This is a genomic window from Eoetvoesiella sp., assembly GCF_035555955.1.
Classification (GTDB): Bacteria; Pseudomonadota; Gammaproteobacteria; order Burkholderiales; family Burkholderiaceae_B; genus Eoetvoesia.
Window position 1 is genome coordinate 10,803 of record NZ_DATMGA010000030.1, and the last position, 19,317, is coordinate 30,119.

Sequence of the window (19,317 nt, forward strand, 5' to 3'; positions counted from 1 at the left end):
TCAATGGGCACGCCAACCGGCACCCTGCCCACTTCCCTCATTTCCCCTCCTAGTGAAATCCCTAACCTCAATTGTCATCGCCCCGACAGATGATGCCGGCGGCCCTGCCTACACTGCTCTCACAACAATTATCAAACTATTCCAACCACTGGAGAGACAAGGGTAGCCCATGGATATTGATCTTGCCGAACTGGCGTCCTTGGTGGCGCTGCTTAAAGAGGCCGACTTCACGGAGTTTCGCTACGACAAAGGGGAAACACATATCGTGGTGCGTCGCGGCGCCGTCGAAGCCGAGGCCGTGAGGCCGTCTTCGGCAGCCCCGGCGGCGCACATCGCGCCGACCACGCCGGCTCCTCTCGCAGCGCAGCCAATCGCACCAGGCGACACTCAAAAAAGCAAGCCGTCCGCATCCGGTATTGCCCGCAACCCGGTGCCAGGCGCGAAGGTCATCACGGCCCCCATGCTGGGTACGTTTTATGGCGCCCCAAAGCCCGGCGAACCGCCTTTTGTTCATATCGGTGACGCTGTCGGCCCGGATTCCGTGGTGTGCATAGTAGAAGTCATGAAGCTGATGAACTCGGTAAGTGCGGAGGTCAGCGGCACTATTGTGGCCATCCACGCCGAGAACGGCGAACTTGTAGAGTTTGGCCAGCCCCTGTTCAGCGTTCAGGAATCGAGCGCGTCATGACCGCAGCCAAGCCTCGCAAGGTATTCGTCGCCAACCGCGGCGAGATCGCGCTTCGCATCATTGAAGCTTGCGACCGCCTGGGCATTGACACCGTCCTGGGCGTATCGGCCTTCGACAAGAACTCGTTGCCCGCGCGACGGGCCGGGCAAACGGTGGTGCTGGGGCCATCTCATGCTTCAGAAAGCTATCTGAATGTCGATGCCGTGGTGCATGCGGCGGTGGCCACCGGTTGCACGGCGCTGCACCCGGGCTACGGCTTTTTGTCGGAGCGTGTCTCCCTCGCCCAAGCCTGCGCCGATAACGACCTGATCTTCATCGGCCCGCAGCCCGAACACCTTGATATCCTGGGCGATAAGCTCAGTGCGCGCCGTGTTGCACAAGCGGCCGGCGTGCCGGTTTCGCCGGGCGGACCCACCACTTCAGGTGAAGAGGCGCTGGCGCTGGCCGGCCAGATCGGCTACCCGGTACTGGTCAAGGCGGCTTTTGGCGGCGGCGGGCGCGGGATGAAGCTGGTGCATGACGCCAAGGATCTGGTCGCGGCGTGGGAACTGGCCGCTTCCGAAGCCCAGGCCGCCTTCGGCGACGGTACCGTGTTTGTCGAACGCTTCGTGGCGGACGCAAAGCACGTTGAGGTGCAGATTCTCGGCGACCGGCACGGCAATCACATCCATCTGGCAGAGCGCGAATGCTCCGTGCAGTACCGTTACCAGAAAATGCTGGAAGAAGCCCCGTGCACCGCTCTGGAGGAATCGGCCCGGCACACCCTGCATGGCTATGCCCTCAGCCTGGCCAGGCAAATCAACTACGTCAGCCTGGGAACGATCGAATTCCTCTATGACGTGCAGCGCAACGCCTGGTGCTTTCTTGAAGTGAATCCGCGGGTGCAGGTCGAGCACCCGGTCACCGAGTCGGTTACGGGGGTCGACCTGGTGCGCGAGCAAATACTGGTGGCGTTTGGTGAACCGCTATCACTGCGCCAGGAAGACATCCGGGTCGACGGCCACGCCATCGAATTACGCCTGACGGCACAAGATGCGCATCGGGGGCTGGCGCCGTCACCGGGCACGCTGACGCGCTGGCGCCCTGCACCGCTGGGAGGCATCCGGCTGGACACCCACCTGTATGAAAACTACCGGTTCCCGCCGCATTACGATGCCTTGATGGCGAAAATCATTGCCTGGGGCCCGGATCGCGCGGCGGCCCTGCAACGCCTGGAGCAAGCACTGGAGCGACTGGAAATCGAAGGGCCACGCACCAACCTGCCGCTGCTGCAGCGCCTGCTCAAGACCCCGGAAGTCGTCAAAAACAACGTGACGACGCGCTGGCTCGAAGACGCCCTGCCGCGGCTCATGGAGGATCCGAGATGACCGATGTAAGACTGATCGATGTAAGCCTGCGTGACGGCAACCAGAGCATCTGGGGGGCGGTGGGCGTACGCACCGGCACGATAGAACGCGTGGCGCCCCATATCAATGCTGCCAAGTACTACGCCGCCGAGGCGGCCACCAGCACCATGTTCGCCACGGCGGTACGCTACCACCGCGAAGATCCCTGGGATCGCCTGGATGCCCTGCGCAAGGCTGCGCCCGATACCATGCTGGGTTTCCTGACCACAGGCAAGCGCTTCATCACCTTCTCGCGCACGCCATCCAACCTGTTCAAGCTGGCCTTCGAACTGCTGCGCCGCCACGGTGTGACCCGCCTGTGGGTGATAGACCCCATGCACGATATGGAAGCAGCCATGTCTACCGCCCGATTGGCCAAAGAAGCGGGGTTCGAAGAAATCATCGGCGGGCTGTGCTATACGATCAGCCCGGTGCATACCGATGCCTATTTCACCGAGAAAATCGCCCAGTTCGACAACTGCGATGCCATTGACTCCATCTACATCAAGGACCCCGCCGGCCTGCTGACACCCGAGCGCCTGCAGACGCTGGTTCCCAGCCTTCGCCGCGGCCTGAAAAACAAAGTCATCGACGAGCTTCACACCCACTGCAATACCGGCCTGGCGCCGCTGACCCTGCTGACCGGCGCCGACCTGGGCTTGCATCGTCTGCACTGCGCCTTGCCGCCGCTTGCCGAAGGCGCATCGCACGCGTCGGCCATGCAGCTGGTTCATAATCTGCGGGCGCGCGGCCACACGGTCGATGTCGATCTCGATGCCATGCAGAAGGCTTCCGATCTACTGATGCGCGAGGCCAGATTGCGCAACCTGCCCGAAGGCAAACCGCTGTTGTACGACGAAGCGTACTACCGCCACACATTGCCCGGCGGCGTACTCAGCACCACGGCGCGCCAGCTGCGTGAAATGGGCAAAGAGCACCTGATGCCGGCCGTCGTTGAAGAGGCGCAGCAAGTCAGGGCCGACCTTGGGTGGCCCATTGTGGTTACCCCGTTTGCCCAATACATCGTGACGCAAGCGGCTTTGAACGTCATGGCCCAGGAACGCTATCAGCGCATCAGCGATGAAGTCGTCGACATGCTGCTGGGCGACTGGGGGCCGATGCCCGGCCCTATCGATCCGGATCTTCTGGACCGCGTTCATGAGCTGCCCAGGGCTCGACAACGCGCCACGCGTGCTGAACAGGAAGCCCCCTCGCTCGAAGAGTTGCGTCACCGCTTCGGGGGCAGCCTGACCGACGAAGACTTGCTGCTGCGCGCCGTTATGCCCGGGGAACAGATGGACGCCATGATCGTTGACCGCGACAGCCGCCGGCGCGCGCGCGCCGGTGGCGCTGACCTGGGCTTGCGTGAGCTTGCCGCAGCCCTGAGCGACCCGCAGCGCCCACTGTCGATTCAGGTTGCACAAGGTGACGCCACACTGACACTGACCGGCAGGCGCACGGCGCCCGCCCGACAAGGAACCACAAAATGACCAAAGCCCTGGCCTTTCCTTACCGGGATGTGCTCTATGAAAACCGTGATGCCCGATCCATTTTGACGGATCTGGCTCACGCCAACGGCTGGATGCTCGACGTTGACGGTTGCCTGGTCAAGACCAGCAAGGCCGGCGGCGCCGGCGGAAAAGCCATTGAAGGTGCGGCCCGACTGCTTGACTGGCTGCGGCGCAATGAGCGCAAATTTGTCGTCTGCACCAATGCCTCGCAGCGCACCGTAGCCACCTACGCCGCGCACCTGCGCGACATAGGACTGGACATTGCCGACCACGAGATGATGACGGCCGCCACGGCGGCGGGCGACACCATCGCCCGGGCTCATCCCGGTGCGCGAGTTCTGGTCGTAGGCGATGAAGGCATGGCTGAAGCCGTGCGCGGCTCCGGGCTTGACGTGGTGGCGCCCGACACTTCAGATGCCGATGCCGTCGTTGTGGGCGCCGCCGACAACTACGCCTCGGCCAACCTGAATGCCGCCTGCATAAGCATCGCCGATCATGGCGCCGCGCTGTACACCTCGGTCTCGTCGCCCTGGTTTCACGGCGGTGTAAACCGCAGCATAGCCGTTTCATCCGCCATCGCCCACGCGATCGCCTCGGTCACCGGCGTGCAGCCCATTGTGTGCGGCAAGCCATCCAAAGAACTGGGCCAGAGCCTCCGGCGACGGCTTGGCGGCGGCAACGGCCAAATTGTCATCGTGGGCGATGCCGCCCAGGCCGAAATGGCACTGGCCCGCGACATGGATGCCATGGGCGTGCTGGTACTCAGCGGCGCCACGCAGGCCAAGGATTTGCCGGACCTGCCCTCCGGCCAGCAACCCCATTGGATTGCGCACGACGTAGGTGAACTCGTGAATCAGCTGCAGTCCATCGTGCCCTGAAGCTTTCAAGCAAAACGCCATAGACCGCGCCAATTCCAGAGCGCGGCATTTCCTCAAGGAGACAATCCATGAACGCACTCACAGACCGCTTCCCCTACCTGCATGAAGCCAAGGCGCCCTCCGGAGCCGAAGGCTGGGAACGCATGTACCCTTACTTCCTGGTCTCTCAACCCGACGGCCGCGACTTTGAACAGGAACGTTTCTGGTTCGCCGATTCCATGCACTGGTCTCGCGCGGTTCACCCCTTTGACAGCATCGGCGCCGAGGCCGTGTACTACGGTTGCGGCGTCAATGGCGCGCGCAGCATCGTGCTACCCGCCGCGCTGGGACTGGATGTGCGCATGGTCAACGGCTTTGTTTATATTTGCCCGCAGGCAGTTTCCGATCCGGCCGAGATCCAGCGCCGCCTTGCCCTGTTCCAGGAACGCGCCGGCCATTACTACAAGAACTGGGATTCGCTGTACGCCAACTGGAAAAGCAAGATGACCGCGGCGATCGACCGGATGAAATCGCTGCAATTTGCGAGCTTGCCCGAAATCGAACCCATCGAGATCGTGACCGAAGGCCAGGGGCGTTCAGTATCATGGAGCCTGGTGGAAAACTACCATCGCCTGGTCGACGACTTTTTCCTGGTCTGGCAATATCACTTCGAAATGCTCGGTCTGGGCTACGGGGCCTACCTGGTATTTTTCGACCTGTGCAAAAAGGCCTTCCCCGAGATTCAGGATCAGACCATTGCGCGCATGGTGGCGGGCGTCGAGGGTATGGCCTTTCGCCCCGACGACGAACTGCGCCGCCTGGCCAAGCTGGCCGTCGAACTGAATGTCGACCCGATCATCAACGCGAATGACGCCGCCGATACCGTCCTCGCCAGTATGGCCAAACAGGCCAATGGCGCACGCTGGCTGGCCGCGCTCGAAGAAGTGCGTGAACCCTGGTTCAATTATTTTGCCGAGTACGGTTTCCTGCATGACCAGGAAACCTGGAACGAAAACCTGTCGATCCCGTTGCACGCGATCAGCCGCTATGCTGAGCTGCTGCGCAATGGCGAAGTCATCGACCGCCCGGTAGAGAAGCTGCACGAAGATCGCGATGAAATCGTGGCCGAATACCGCGCGCTGCTGGCCCCCGAAGAAGCCCGGGCCTTCGACGAAGCGCTGGCCCTGTCGCGCAATGTGTTCCCCTACATCGAGGAACACAATATTTACGTCGAGCACTGGAGCCACGCCGTATTCTGGCGCAAGATCCGCGAACTGGCCGACGTCTTCGTGGCCGCCGGGTTCTTCCGTCAGGCCGGCGATTTCTATTTCCTGAACCGGTTTGAAATCGACCAGGCCTTGTTCGACATGGTTGAATCCTGGGCGATTGGCGTACCGGCGCGCGGCGTGCAGCACTGGGCACGCGAAATCGAAGCACGCCGCAAGATCATGGGTGCTTTGCGCACCGAAACTGCGGCGCCGGCCTATGGCACGCCCCCAAGCGAAGTCACTGACCCGTTTGCCATCATGAACTACGGCGTCACTACCGAACGCGTACAACAGTGGCTGGCCCAAGCCAGCGGCGGCAACGCAACAGCGTTGCAAGGCATCGCGGCATCGCCCGGCGTCATCGAAGGCATCGTCCGGGTTATTCGCCACGAAAACGAAATCAGCGAACTGAAGCCGGGCGAAATTCTGGTGGCTGCCATTACGGCTCCGTCCTGGGCCTCGGCGTTCTCGGTGGTTGCCGGTGTGGTTACCGACATTGGCGGTCTGATGAGCCACGCGGCGATTGTGTGCCGCGAGTACGGCATGCCCGCGGTGGTCAGCACGGGCTTTGCCACCGCTCAGCTCAAAACGGGCCAACGCATCCGGATTGACGGCTACAAAGGTACCGTCGAACTATTGGCCGCCTGACCAATCCCATAAAGGTATAAGCTATTGCAGCAAGGAGACAACCGCCATGCAAGACTGGACCCTGACCTTCGAACAACAAAGCGCATTGGAACCGGCACAGGTCGGCGGCAAAGGCCACGGGCTGGCGCTCATGGCCCAGGCCGGCATTCCGGTTGCTCCGGGCTTCATCATCGCAACGCCCGCCCATCGTCATTATCTGGATGAGACCGGTATGGGCGAGCGCCTGCGCAACGCCATGGACGGTATAGACAAACACTCGCTCGAAGCCCGCGAGGCCCTCGAACGTGAAGTCGTGGCATGGTTCGACCACACCCCCATGCCCTCCGAGCTGCGCAATGCCGTCATTCAAGGCTATGACGGCCTGTCACGCGCCTTGCAACTGCCCGAACTGGCCGTGGCCGTGCGCTCGAGCGCAACGGCGGAGGACACCGAAGGCACCAGCTTTGCCGGCGAATATGAAACCTATGTCGGCATGAAGAACGGCGATGACGTCGAACTGCATGTACGCCGCTGCTGGGCAAGCGCGTTTTCGGCGCGAGCCCTGGGCTATGCCTGGAAAAACAATATTGATCCGCTGGCCGTTCACATGGCCATCGTGATCCAGAAGGTAGTCGATGCACGGGCGGCCGGCGTGATGTTTACCATAAGCCCGACCACCGGCGACCGTTCCCGTATCGTCATCGAAGCCTGCCATGGGCTGGGGCTGGGCGTGGTCGGCGGCGACGTGACCCCCGACCGTTACGTCGTGGCCAAAGTCGAAGGCCAGGTCATTGAGCGCGTGCTGGGTGACAAACACCTCGAGTACGGGCCCGACGGCAAAGCGCACCCGGTGGAAGCGGGCCGACGCGAAATTTTCAGCCTGAACGACAGCGAAGCCATCGCTTTGTCAAAAGTGGGCAAACGTCTTGAACGCATGCGTGGCGCCCCCCAGGACATCGAGTTCGCGATCGACCGCGAGTTGCCGTCCGGCGACAATATCGTCCTGCTTCAGTGCCGGCCTGTTACGGTCACCGTCCCCAAGACGGCCTCGCCTCTGGACCGGGCGCTTGGCCAACTGACGGCCAGCGTGCTGGCCGCCTCGCGCTGATGGCACGGCCGCTGCATCAACAGATTGTTTCCCTGAGCCGGGACGAATTACTCAGCGGTTCCGACTGGTTCGACGCGCTTGGCGACCAGACCAAAGCCCTGGTAAAACAAGATCTTATCGAGCGCAGCCTCAGTGCCGGCGAGTTGCTCGGACATCAAGGCGAAGTCCAGCAGCACTGGTTCGGCGTCATGGAAGGTTTGCTGAAGTGGTCGGTCAGCGCCATTGACGGGCGCACTGTGACGCTAGGCGGCCAATCCGTCGGCAGCTGGTTCGGTGAAGGCACGCTGGTGCGCGCCCAACCCCGCCAATCCGACATCATAGCCCTGCGCCATAGCCGCGTCGCCATGATACCGCGCTCTACCTTCGACTGGTTGCGCCAGAATGAACCTGTCTTTAATGAGTTTCTGCTGCGCCAAATCAACGAACGTCTGCACTGGTTCATGGGCAGCATGGCTGCTCACCGGCTGCTGGATGCCGAACATCTGGTGGTGCGGGCCCTCTGGGGCCTGGTCCACCCGTTGCTGAATCCATTGGGCCTGCATCATCTGCTGATTTCACAAGAAGAACTGGCCAACCTGGCAATGGTATCTCGCCAGCGCTGCAATATGACCCTGGTTACATTGAAACGCGAGGGGCTGATCGAACTGGGATATGGCGCGATATCGATTAGCGACATTGACGCCCTGGCCGCACGAATACGCTGACGACCGGCGCATGGTGCGTGCTTGCGGCCTTCTGGTGAAGAGCCCCGGTTCAAGGGCCTGAGCTTCGCTCACCTCGCGGCCTGGATGCCGCTCGGATTCGCCAGGCACTGTTGTATGTATGGTCAATGTACCAACACAGGCTCCGCCATATAGCGGCTGGCGAACATCTTTTGCAGATTCCGAACCTTGGGAAGGTCGTTGATCACGATATACATGCTGTCGGGGTGCAGCGTAAGGTAGTTCTGGTGATAGCCTTCGGCGGGGTAAAAACCCTTCAGCGGCTCTATCGTCGTTGCCAGCGGGGCGGGATAGACGCCGGACTTGTTCAACTGGGCGATATAGGCGGCGGCTATCTTTTGCTGTTGCGCGTTTTCGGTGAAGATCGTGGAACGGTATTGCGAGCCGGTGTCCGGCCCCTGGCGGTTCAGTTGGGTGGGGTCGTGGGCGACCGAAAAGTATATCTGCAGAAGCTGGCCATAGCTGACGACGGAGGGGTCGTAGCTTATCTGGACGGATTCCGCGTGGCCTGTGGCGCCGGTGCCGACCATCCCGTAATGGGCCGTAGCCGCCGCGCCGCCGGCATAGCCGGACACCGCCTGCCTGACGCCCTTTACATGCTGGAACACGCCTTGCACGCCCCAGAAGCAGCCGCCGGCGAATACGGCGGTTTCCGTGGTGGCTGAAGCGTGGGCGGGTTCGTCCAGCGCCGGGGCGGGAATGGCATAGGCCTGCTCCCGGGCATGGGCCGGCTGGCCGGCCACGACGAGCAGGCCGCCGACGGCAAGCGCGGCGCCCACAAGCCAGGCGCCAAGCCGTGCGGTTCGCGGCGGTGCCGCCGCGATTATCTTGGGGTTGGAACGCCGCATCTCGGTATCCTCCTTTCTATGCTTACTTGCCGCCCTTGCTATCCATGCTCATTTTGCCCATGGAATCGCCCTTTTTCATGGCATCGTTCTTCATCGATTGATGCTTGTCCATGGAATTGCCTTTGCTCATGGCATTGTCCATTTTCATGGAGCCCTTGCTCATCGCATCGTCCTTTTTCATGGCACCGCTCTTCGTCATGGCCTGCCCTTTTTTCATTGCGCTGCCCTGGCTCATGGTTCCCTGCTTGCTCATGTCGTTACTCGACATTCCGTTGTCCGCATATGCGGCAGCGGCGCCCATGCCCAAACACACCGACAGCAGCGCTATGGAAAATTTCTTCATGGTTGATCTCCTGGTCTTCGTTTTTACGCCTTATGGCCCCAATCGGGCCGTAAACACCAACACCCTCCTCATTGAGCGTGCCAGCCTCCGCTCTGGATGTGTCTTTCTGAATCCGACGAGTATCGATAGGCAAGTAGATGCCGCCAGAACCGCCCCTCTCGGAAAAACCCATTCATTGCAGCCATTGTCTTCCCGAAGCCTTGTTCAAGTCCTCACGTAAAATTAAAAAAATTGTGATAACTGCGGGCCGGATAATCCGCGACAATAGAGGTGGTGAAGAACTCCGGCCTCAAGGCCGATGCTTGCGCTTCGGCGCGTGGTCAACAAAAGGGCTTTTCATGAACAGCGCCAGGCGGATTTTGATCGTCGAGGACGACGAACATATTGCGGATCTGCTGCAATTGCATTTGCGCGACGAGGGCTATGCCATCACCCATGCGGCGGACGGCGACGAGGGCGCGCGGCTGCTCGAGCAAGGGCATTGGGACGCCATTGTGCTGGACATTATGCTGCCGGGCGTGGACGGGCTGGAAATCTGCAAGCGGGCCCGAACCATGGATCGCTATGTGCCCATCATCATCACCAGCGCCCGATCCAGCGAGGTGCACCGCATTCTTGGCCTGGAGCTTGGGGCGGACGACTACCTGGCCAAGCCTTTCTCGGTGCTGGAGCTGGTGGCTCGGGTAAAGGCACTGCTGCGCCGAACCGAAGCGCTGGCGCGCAATGCCCGGGCCGAGGCGGGCGCGCTGGTCGCCGACGGCCTGACCATCGACCCGGTTTCACGCAGCGTGACGCTGGATGGCAAGCCGCTGGAGCTCACCCCCAGGGAGTTCGACCTGCTTTATTTTTTCGCTCGCCATCCAAACCGGGTTTTCTCGCGGCTGGAATTGCTGAACGAGGTATGGGGCTATCAGCACGACGGCTACGAACATACGGTGAACACGCACATCAACCGGCTGCGCACCAAGATAGAAATCGACCCCTCGTCCCCGCAGCGCATTCTTACCGCCTGGGGCCACGGCTACAAGTTCGCCGCGCCGGGCGGCTAGGCCCCCCGCCCCCATAACAACCCGCCTCCATAAAGGTTCCATACAAGCAATCATGAAACGCCTGACCGTCACGCAAAGCCTGTCCGCCGTGTTCGTGGTGCTGCTGCTGGCCTGCAGCGCAGTGTCCGCCTGGCTGCAGATCAACGCCAGCACGCGCCACGAACAAGAGGTGGTTCAGCGGGTATCCTTCGGGCTGGCCGAGCATATTGCGGGCACCACCCAGCTCATGGATGCCAGCGGCTGGCGTCCGGATGCTGTGCGAACGCTGTTCGACCAGCTCATGGCCGTGAATCCTTCGGTGGAACTGTACCTGCTGGACAACCAGGGCCGCGTCGTGGGCGATGCCGCGCCGAAGGGAGACATCAAGCGCAAACAGGTCGACCTTGCGCCCATCGGCCGCTTCCTGGCCGGCGACCACCTGCCCATACTGGGAGACGACCCTCGCAGCGTTCACGGCCGCAAGGTCTTCAGTGTTGCGCCGGTAAGGGTGGACGGCCGGCGCGCGGGGTATGTGTACGTAGTGCTTCAGGGCCAGGCGCACGACGCCGCCGTCCAGGCGCAGTCCACGGACCGCGTGCTGCAGCTTTCCCTGTTGATGCTCGGCCTGGTTGCGCTGCTGGCGCTGGCCATGGGCTTGATCGCCTTTCGCCTGATTACCCGTCCGCTGAAGGCGCTTACCCAGTCCGTGCGCAACTTCGATGCCCAGGGCGAGCAGGCCGCGGCGCTCGCCGCCGGCGGCGCCCACAACCTTGCAAGCGACGATATTTCCATACTGCGGGAGGCCTTTGCCCAGATGGGCCGGCGCATCGGCGAGCAGTGGCGCGAACTTTCGAATCAGGATCAGCAGCGGCGGGATCTTATTGCGAATATCTCGCACGACCTGCGCACGCCGCTGACTTCCCTGCACGGCTACCTGGAAACGCTGCGCCTGAAGAACGACACTCTTGACGCGAATGAGCGGCGCAAGTACCTGGACATTGCCCTGTCCCAAAGCGAGAAGGTGCGCCATCTTGCGCAAGAACTGTTCGAGCTGGCCCGCCTGGAATCGGGCCTGGTCAAGGCCGAGCCCGAAGCCTTCGCACTGCCCGACCTTCTCCAGGACGTGATCCAGAAATGCGAGCTGGCCGCCCAGGCGCGCGGACAAACGATTACCGTGGATATTGCGCAGCCATTGCCCGCCATACTTGCCGACGTCGGCATGGTCGAGCGGGTGCTTACCAATCTGCTGGACAATGCCATACGCCATACCCCGCACGGCACGCGCATCGAAATACGTCTTGCCGCCTCGCATGGCGATGTAACCGCCGAAATCCACGACAACGGCCCGGGAATCCCGGCGGAGCAGCGCGACGCGCTATTTGTCTACGCGCCGGCGCTGCGCCGCGTGGGCAGCGAGGCGGGGGGGCTTGGATTGATTGTGGTGCGCCGCCTGCTGCAATTGAATCGGGGCGACATCGAATACATGGAAGCGGAAAGCGGAACCGCGTTCCGCTTTCATCTGCCTGCCGCGTAGCGATCTGGTGCGCCATACAGCCCATCAGGCCTGATCCGGCTTGAACTGCAGCGCCAGGCCATTCATGCAGTAGCGCAGGCCTGTGGGCCTGGGACCGTCGTCGAAGACATGGCCCAGATGCCCTTCGCAGCGCCTGCAGCGGACTTCGGTGCGCATCATGCCGAAGGAATTGTCGGCCCTCGTTTCCACCGCGTTGTCCAAAGGCTTCCAGAAGCTGGGCCAGCCGGTGTGGCTTTCGAACTTGGTCTTCGAAGAGAACAGCGGCAAGGCGCAGCCCGCGCAGGCGAAGATGCCGGCGCGATGCTCGCTGTTGAGCGGGCTGCTGTAGGCCGGCTCGGTGCCCTGCTCCCGAAGAATGCGGTACTGGGCGGGAGAGAGCCTGCGGCGCCATTCTTCGTCGCTTAGATGAAATGCATCTTCATGCCCGACTGCCGCCGCGGCACCAGAGTGGGCCATAGCCCCGGCTTCAGACTGGGCTGCAGCCTCGGCGTCGGCCCCACGGGCTAAAACGAAATAAGCCAACGGCGCAATGCCCACCGCCAGGCCCAGAAATTGACGACGATTTGCCATGATTGCCTCCTGAATGAATCGACAAGAACATTGATGAAAGCCGATGCGGCGTATCAAAAAGGCCGCTGCGACGGGCCAAGCCGGCCACCTAGGCGTCAGCCGAACGTAAACGCGTACGCTTCCACACCGGGGTCGAGGAACTCGATTTCGAACGTCCGGTCCCGCACTGCGCCCTTCTGGCGCACCAACTGGTACAGGCGCTGGCTTGTCACCTGGCCTGAACCGTCTTCGGCCACGTCGCTGCCATGGTTGGCTCCGGGCGGCGCGCCGTCGATGCGTACGCGAAAGCGCACGGGACGGCCATCCGGCGCGGGCCCCAGCACCAAATGCAGGTCGCGCGCATGGAATCGAAACCGTATCTTGCCGCCCGGCGCGGCCAGTTGCGCCTCTTCCTGGCCGATTTTCCATGGTCCTTCCAGCGCCCACTGGTTCAGCGACAACGAGGTATTGGCGGCATAGGTATGCAGTTGATCTTCAACCTGGCCGCCCGGCGATGCGAAATTTTCCGCCCGCGCGTAGCCGATATAAGTTTCGGGGGACTCCACTTCGGACATATCGGGCGCCATTTCCACTCCGGCGGCCTTGGTGCTTACCAACTGGCCGGACACCTTTTGCCGGCCCGCTTCGGCCAGCAGTTGCTGGATGACCCGTTCGGATTTGTCGTACCCGCCTTCGCCGAAATGATGGAAACGAATACGCCCCTGCGCATCGACAAAATAATGCGCGGGCCAATACTGGTTGTTGAAAGCCTTCCAGATGGCATAGTTGTTGTCGATGGCGACCGGATAGTCGACACCCAGGTCGGCCACGGCCTTCTTGACATTGGCGACATTGCGCTCGAACGCGAACTCCGGCGCGTGCACGCCTATCACCACCAGGCCTTGATCCCGGTATTTGTCCGCCCAGGCGCGCACGTACGGCAAGGTGCGCAGGCAATTGATGCATGAATAGGTCCAGAAATCGATCAACACGACTTTGCCACGCAGATCCTTGGACGAGAGCGGCGGGGAATTGAGCCACTGCACCGCGCCATCCAGGGAAGGCATGAGGCCTTCCACGGGCAGGGAAGACGCCGGCCCCGCTTGAACCTTGGCGCTGGCCGGCGAAACAGCTTTACCGCCTGAAGCCGAGGATTCGCCCGCCGATCCGGTCATCGCTAGCGCAGGCGCGCCGCCGGCCGGTGTTTCGGAGTTTTGCCTGGAGCGGCTTGGCGTCAAGGCGGAAATCAGCGAATCCTCGATGCGGGTGGTGCCAGCCACCGACAACTTCGCCAGCAGCCCGGTATCCAGGCCTGTCGCCACGGCCGCCGCCCCGCACAGCATGGCAATGCCCAGCCCGCGGCGTATCCATTCGCCAACGCCCAGCCCGCGCTTCATGGCCGCGAAAATCTTCGCGCCCGCGAACAAGGCCAGCCCGAGCGAAGTGGCCGCGCCCGCCGCATACGCCAGCAGCAGCAAGGTGGTGGCGGCGCTTGCGCCCTGAATGGCCGCGCCGGTCAGCACGATGCCAAGGATGGGGCCGGCGCACGGCGCCCAGAGCAGGCCCGTGGCGCCGCCCAGGACAAACGATGCCAGAGGCGACTCGCCGCCGCTGCCGCCAGCAGTGGAACGATTCGCCAGGCGGTTGCCCATGGCGACGAAAGGCCGGGAAAGCATCTCGGAAAACGCAGGAAAGACCAGCGCCAGGCCGAAGAAGACGATAAGCGCGATAGCCAGCCACCGGCCATATTCGTTGGCCTTGACCACCCAGCCGCCACCCACCGCGGCAAGCGTGGCGAAAACCGCAAAGGTCAGCACCATGCCCGCCAGCAGCGGAAGACGTGAGCGCATGAAAGACTGGTCGGCGCGCGCAAAGACGAACGGCAGCACCGGCAGGATGCAGGGGCTGAGTATGGTGAGCACACCGCCAAGATAGGCGAGCAGGAAGAGCAGCATGAGGACGCGTCCTATGAATATCCAGGTTGCCGCGCAAACGCGGCCGGTACCTGAATTATTCTTTAGCCCTCATGGCGAAGTCATCGCAAAAAACTAAAGTTTTTGTGATAAATGCGATTAGCTCAACGAGAATCGCAACGGAGCCAGGACGAAACCACGGCCGCATGCCGCACGCCCTCGCTTGCTTCCTACCCATGCATGAATAGAATAATAACGTGAACGTATCTCGCCATGGAGGCGGCATGAAGATCCTTGAAACTATCCAGGCCCACGCAAACGCGATGCATTTACCACTGTATGCCGTGACGCTCAGCGCGGTGGCCAAGGCCGACACACCGCTCATACTGATGTTGCATTGGCACGGATTCCGGCGGCAGTCAACAGTCAAGCTGAAAGGCATCGATATGCCCATGCGCTCTGTAGCCGGCTCGGCACTGCAGATCAATTCGGGCTGGAAGCGCGTGGAAAGTCTGGATCAGGCCATGCTGGACGCAGCATGGCAGCTCGGAGCCTGGGATTTGGAACGCGCCAATCATCGACCATATTGGCGCCTGAACGCACCGCTTCAAGAGGCCATCGCTTGCCGCCGCGCCTTTGGCGACTACCCGGATAACGCCGACTGCACCATGATGGTCGAAGCGCCCGATCAAGCCAAACTGCTCGAACTCGCGGCTTCCACGGGTTATGTACGCTGGATATTCCGGCCGCGCGCATCCGGCGTCTGGGGGCAACTGCCGGACGACGATAAAACTTTGAAGCAGGATGGAACCCGCAACTGGCCCTGCCCCGTTGCCCCGCAGCCTTACGATCGGCATCGTGCAGGCCGCAGCCTGTACCGTCTTGGCGAGGGCGCCGCACTGATCATTTAGATACAATTTGTTTCTTTTTCGCGGCTTGAAATGCCGTGCTCCGAACACCATTTAGTTTGCGCAGCCTCAGCTGCCGGGGAATACAGCCTGCCGAACGGGATAGCCCGTTCGGCAGACGGCTGTCATTACCTGATTCCCTTTTTGGTGATCTGACTTAAGGAGATTGATCATGCAGATTCGTCCCCTTCACGACCGGATTATCGTCAAGCGAATCGAACAACAGCGCAAGACGGCATCCGGCATCGTGATTCCCGATTCCGCCGCCGAGAAGCCCGAGCAGGGCGAAGTCATGGCCGTCGGCGACGGCAAGCGCTTGCAGGACGGCACCATCAGCCCGCTCCAGCTGAAGGTGGGCGACCAGGTACTGTTTGGCAAGTATGCCGGCCAGTCCGTGAAAGTCGACGGCGAAGAAATTCTCGTCATGCGCGAGGACGACGTGCTGGCCATCATCGAGGCCAGCGACCAGGCAGCCCGGAAAGCCGCCTGAGCCCTTCCCACCTAACGATTCAGGAGTGCAAAAATGAGCGCAAAAGAAGTGCTGTTCAACGATGACGCCCGCAATCGCATACTCGCAGGCGTGAATGTATTGGCCAATGCCGTCAAGGTGACGCTGGGCCCCAAGGGCCGCAACGTGCTGCTCGAACGCAGCTTTGGCGCACCGTTGATCACCAAGGACGGCGTCACAGTCGCCAAGGAAATCGAACTCAAAGGCAAGTTCGAGAACATCGGGGCCCAGGTGGTCAAGCAGGTGGCCTCCAAGACCGCCGATGTCGCCGGCGACGGCACCACCACCGCAACCGTGCTGGCCCAGGCCATTGTGCAGGAGGGCGTACGCTTCGTGGCGGCAGGCCTCAATCCGATGGACCTGAAGCGTGGCATAGACGCAGCCGTGCTCAAAGTCACCGGCGAACTCAAGACGCTGTCCAAGCCGATTTCCACCAGCAAGGAAATCTCCCAAGTGGCGGCCCTTTCCGCCAATTCGGACGAAGCCATCGGCAAAATCATCGCCGAGGCCATGGACAAGGTCGGCAAGGAAGGCGTCATTACGGTCGAAGACGGAAAATCACTGGACAACGAGCTGGATATCGTCGAAGGGATGCAGTTCGACCGCGGCTATCTGAGTCCATATTTCATCAACGAACCCGAAAAGCAAGTGGCGATACTGGAAGACCCTCTGGTCCTGCTGCACGACAAGAAGATATCCAACGTGCGGGATCTGTTGCCGGTTCTTGAAGCCGCCGCCAAGGCTGGCAAGCCGCTGTTGATCGTGGCCGAGGATATCGAAGGCGAAGCTCTGGCCACGCTGGTGGTCAACACCATGCGCGGCGTGCTCAAAGTGGCGGCTGTCAAGGCGCCTGGCTTTGGCGATCGCCGCAAAGCCATGCTGGAAGATATCGCCATCCTGACGGGCGCCACGGTGATTTCCGAAGAAACCGGCAAGCAGTTGGAGAAAGCCGAGCTGGCCGACCTTGGCAGCGCCAAGCGCATTGAAGTCCACAAGGAAAACACGATTATCGTGGGCGGCGCCGGCGAACAGGCCCGTATCGATGCGCGCGTGAAGTCGATTCAGGCGCAAATCGAGCAAGCCACCAGCGACTACGATCGCGAGAAGCTGCAAGAGCGCGTGGCCAAGCTGTCCGGCGGCGTGGCAGTCATCAAGGTCGGCGCGGCAACCGAAGTCGAGATGAAAGAGAAAAAGGACCGGGTCGACGACGCTCTGCATGCCACCCGCGCCGCCGTCGAGGAAGGCATCGTTCCCGGCGGGGGCGTGGCGCTGCTGCGCGCGCGTGCGGCCCTGGCCGATCTCAAGGGGCAAAACAGCGACCAGAACGCGGGCATTCAGATCATACGCCAGGCCCTGGAAGCTCCTCTGCGTGCTATTGCCGGCAATGCAGGCGATGAGCCCTCGGTCGTAGTCGCGAAGGTAGCCGACGGCAAAGGCAACTTCGGCTATAACGCTGCCACTGGAGAGTACGGCGATCTGGTGGAAAGCGGCGTGGTCGATCCGACCAAGGTAACGCGCACGGCGCTGCAAAACGCGGCATCGATCGCCAGCCTGATACTGACCACAGAAGCCTGCGTGGCGGAACAGCCTAAAGAGGAAAAGCCGGCGGGGGCGCCTTCGCCCGAGATGGCGTTCTAAGCCCCGTGCCTCTTGAAATCTAGGACTATTGTTCTTAAATAGGCAGTAAGCACCCGAGCAAGCTCCATTGACTTCGAGTGACCGACTCCCGGCGGGCGCCGCAATCATCGTCCGCCGGGTATCTTGTCAATTTTGAACTGGAGGTTATCATGAGTGTTCGCAATCTCGTTCCTTGGACAAGCCGCCGAAGCCCCGCTTCAGCGCCGCAAAATAGTACCGAGCATCCGTTTTTCTCCCTGCAGCGCGATGTAAACCGGCTCTTCGACGATATGTTCAAAGGCTTCGATATCGGCTTTCCTAGCGAATCGCTGGCCGGCACATTCAGCGGTAGCTGGCCAAGAGTGGAAGTATTGGACGGCGATCAGGCAGTACATGTCGCCGCCGAACTTCCGGGCATGGAAGAAAAAGACATCGAGATTTTGCTTGAAGACGATGTCCTGACCCTGCGCGGCGAAAAGCGGTCGCAGAACGAAGACGCTGCCCGGCAGTTCTCCGAGCGCTTCTATGGCAAATTCGAGCGCCGCATCCGCCTTGGCTACGATATCGACGAAGATAAGATTCAAGCCAATTTCAAGAATGGCGTGCTGAACATCGTCCTGCCCAAGGACCAAGCAGCCCAGTCGCGCGTCAAACACATTGCACTGAACCAATGAAACCCTGCAAGACACCGCTGGAACCTGGAGGCGCCAGATTCGCGCCTCCAGGTTTTTAGACCGGCGGAATGAAGGAGTTTGCGCGGATCCACCATGCCGGAATCATCGCAAACCGCCAAAGTTTTTTGTGGCAGGCACGGACTCTCATCGCCCGGCTTGACCCGAGAACGAGGCTTGAGGCCTCATCCTTATGATCGGATAGCGTCGGGAGGCATCAAACAGGCGGCAAAAGTCCGGCAAATTTCATCGTTCGCGCGCCGCGCCGAAGCGGAGGCTTCGAAAAACCCGAAGAATGGATGGAACATGTCTTCATAGCAAAGCAGTTGCACAGGCACGCCGGCGGCTTCCAGCTTTCGGGCATAGGCAATGCCCTCGTCACGGAGCGGATCGTGCCCGGCCACGGCAATGACCGTGGGCGGCAAGCCGGAAAAGTCGCCCGCCCGCAGCGGCGATGGGGGAAAACTGGCCGCAAGAGCAAGGTTTTCCCCCATCGCCAATCGAGTGATTTCCCGCAAGTCCGCCGGCGTCAGCATGGGAAAGTCGCGTCGATGCGCCTCGATCGCCGTGGTATCGCGCGCCATATCCACGCCTGGCACGATCAAAAGCTGGGCAGCCAGCCGCTTGCCAAGGTCGCGCAGCCTCAACGCGGTGGACGCGGCAAGATTTCCGCCGGCGCTCTCGCCCGCCACGGCGACACGCGAAGGGTCGCCGCCCAAGGCGGCAACGTTTTGCATGGCCCATAGCGTGGCGGCCAAGGCATCGTCGTGGGCGGCCGGGAACGGGCGCTCGGGCGCCAGCCTGTAATCCACGGAAACGACAACCGCGTCGACATCGCGGCACAGCTTGCGCGCTATGTCGTCCATGAGTTCGACGCTTCCCAGCACAAAGCCGCCGCCGTGGAAAAAGACGATGGTCGGCAGCGACCGGCTTGCTCCGGCCGGCTTGTAAACGCGCACCGGCACGCATCGGCCTTCGATGCAGGCAATACAGTCTTCGACGGCTCCTATCCGAGGCAGGCCTGTTCGGGCGCGAGCCGCCATGATGGCCCGGCGCATCCGTTCCCGAGCCTGTCCGGGGGATCCGGAAAACGGCGGCGGTGCATTGTTGGCGCGCAGCCTGGCAACGATTGCCGCCAGTTCCGGATCCAGATCGCGCGTCATGCCTGACCCTGCCGTCATATCCACTCCATGCCAGGCTTTATACCGGGTTCCAGATCGGGCCTCATCCTC

General features: G+C 61.7%; 18 protein-coding genes. 13 read left to right on the top strand and 5 right to left on the bottom strand.

The window, feature by feature from the left end:
* The first annotated feature begins 169 nt into the window (after positions 1-169).
* From accB to VNT00_RS09095, 7 genes are all read left to right on the top strand, one after another.
* Positions 170-688 carry an acetyl-CoA carboxylase biotin carboxyl carrier protein gene (gene accB / locus VNT00_RS09065; RefSeq protein WP_325586648.1) on the top strand — a complete coding sequence of 173 codons (519 nt, stop codon included), beginning with the start codon at positions 170-172 and terminating at the stop codon, positions 686-688.
* Positions 685-2,055 carry an acetyl-CoA carboxylase biotin carboxylase subunit gene (locus VNT00_RS09070; protein ID WP_325586650.1) on the top strand — a complete coding sequence of 457 codons (1,371 nt, stop codon included), beginning with the start codon at positions 685-687 and terminating at the stop codon, positions 2,053-2,055. The genes accB and VNT00_RS09070 overlap by 4 nt, the downstream gene beginning before the upstream one ends.
* On the top strand, positions 2,052-3,563 hold the full coding sequence (locus tag VNT00_RS09075; RefSeq protein ID WP_325586652.1) for a hydroxymethylglutaryl-CoA lyase-like TIM-barrel protein: 1,512 nt from the start codon (positions 2,052-2,054) through the stop codon (positions 3,561-3,563). Before VNT00_RS09070 ends, VNT00_RS09075 begins: the two co-directional genes overlap by 4 nt.
* Positions 3,560-4,462, top strand: a complete 903-nt coding sequence (locus VNT00_RS09080) for an HAD-IIA family hydrolase (RefSeq protein WP_325586654.1) — start codon at positions 3,560-3,562, stop codon at positions 4,460-4,462. The genes VNT00_RS09075 and VNT00_RS09080 overlap by 4 nt, the downstream gene beginning before the upstream one ends.
* Positions 4,463-4,530: 68 nt before the next feature.
* The gene (locus tag VNT00_RS09085) at positions 4,531-6,357 is read left to right on the top strand and encodes a PEP-utilizing enzyme (protein ID WP_325586656.1); all 1,827 of its coding nucleotides are present in this window, start codon (positions 4,531-4,533) and stop codon (positions 6,355-6,357) included.
* A 46-nt stretch (positions 6,358-6,403) separates the two neighbouring features.
* Complete coding sequence (locus tag VNT00_RS09090; RefSeq protein ID WP_325586658.1) at positions 6,404-7,444, top strand: PEP/pyruvate-binding domain-containing protein; 1,041 nt, start codon at positions 6,404-6,406, stop codon at positions 7,442-7,444.
* The gene (locus VNT00_RS09095) at positions 7,444-8,148 is read left to right on the top strand and encodes a Crp/Fnr family transcriptional regulator (protein WP_325586660.1); all 705 of its coding nucleotides are present in this window, start codon (positions 7,444-7,446) and stop codon (positions 8,146-8,148) included. Before VNT00_RS09090 ends, VNT00_RS09095 begins: the two co-directional genes overlap by 1 nt.
* Positions 8,149-8,270: 122 nt before the next feature.
* Here the strand turns inward: VNT00_RS09095 and msrA are convergent, their stop codons facing one another.
* On the bottom strand, positions 8,271-9,014 hold the full coding sequence (msrA, locus tag VNT00_RS09100) for a peptide-methionine (S)-S-oxide reductase MsrA (RefSeq protein WP_325586662.1): 744 nt from the start codon (positions 9,012-9,014) through the stop codon (positions 8,271-8,273).
* 22 nt (positions 9,015-9,036) lie between these two features.
* A complete protein-coding gene (locus VNT00_RS09105; RefSeq protein ID WP_325586664.1) occupies positions 9,037-9,357 on the bottom strand; it encodes a pentapeptide MXKDX repeat protein in 321 nt (106 codons plus the stop codon).
* Positions 9,358-9,695: 338 nt separating this feature from the next.
* Between VNT00_RS09105 and VNT00_RS09110 the strand changes: the two genes are divergently transcribed.
* The gene (locus VNT00_RS09110) at positions 9,696-10,406 is read left to right on the top strand and encodes a response regulator transcription factor (RefSeq protein ID WP_325586666.1); all 711 of its coding nucleotides are present in this window, start codon (positions 9,696-9,698) and stop codon (positions 10,404-10,406) included.
* A gap of 52 nt (positions 10,407-10,458) precedes the next feature.
* A complete protein-coding gene (locus VNT00_RS09115; protein ID WP_325586668.1) occupies positions 10,459-11,919 on the top strand; it encodes a sensor histidine kinase in 1,461 nt (486 codons plus the stop codon).
* 24 nt (positions 11,920-11,943) lie between these two features.
* Here the strand turns inward: VNT00_RS09115 and msrB are convergent, their stop codons facing one another.
* Complete coding sequence (msrB, locus tag VNT00_RS09120; protein WP_325586670.1) at positions 11,944-12,489, bottom strand: peptide-methionine (R)-S-oxide reductase MsrB; 546 nt, start codon at positions 12,487-12,489, stop codon at positions 11,944-11,946.
* Positions 12,490-12,584: 95 nt separating this feature from the next.
* Positions 12,585-14,423: a cytochrome c biogenesis protein DipZ gene (locus VNT00_RS09125; RefSeq protein WP_325586672.1), complete on the bottom strand. Its 1,839-nt coding sequence runs from the start codon at positions 14,421-14,423 to the stop codon at positions 12,585-12,587.
* Positions 14,424-14,665: 242 nt separating this feature from the next.
* Here VNT00_RS09125 and VNT00_RS09130 point away from each other — a divergent pair, with 242 nt between their 5' ends.
* From VNT00_RS09130 to VNT00_RS09145, 4 genes are all read left to right on the top strand, one after another.
* Entirely contained in the window at positions 14,666-15,292 is a 627-nt protein-coding gene (locus VNT00_RS09130; protein ID WP_325586674.1) for a diguanylate cyclase, read from the top strand.
* 169 nt (positions 15,293-15,461) lie between these two features.
* Positions 15,462-15,779, top strand: a complete 318-nt coding sequence (gene groES / locus VNT00_RS09135) for a co-chaperone GroES (protein ID WP_325586676.1) — start codon at positions 15,462-15,464, stop codon at positions 15,777-15,779.
* Positions 15,780-15,812: 33 nt separating this feature from the next.
* Positions 15,813-17,435, top strand: coding sequence for a chaperonin GroEL (groL, locus tag VNT00_RS09140; protein WP_325586678.1), 1,623 nt, complete (start codon positions 15,813-15,815; stop codon positions 17,433-17,435).
* Positions 17,436-17,584: 149 nt separating this feature from the next.
* Positions 17,585-18,088 (top strand): Hsp20/alpha crystallin family protein, encoded by a 504-nt coding sequence (locus VNT00_RS09145; RefSeq protein WP_325586680.1) that lies wholly within the window; start codon positions 17,585-17,587, stop codon positions 18,086-18,088.
* A 188-nt stretch (positions 18,089-18,276) separates the two neighbouring features.
* Here VNT00_RS09145 and VNT00_RS09150 read toward each other — a convergent pair whose 3' ends face one another.
* Positions 18,277-19,266, bottom strand: a complete 990-nt coding sequence (locus VNT00_RS09150; RefSeq protein WP_325586682.1) for an alpha/beta hydrolase — start codon at positions 19,264-19,266, stop codon at positions 18,277-18,279.
* Between the last annotated feature and the right edge of the window lie 51 nt (positions 19,267-19,317).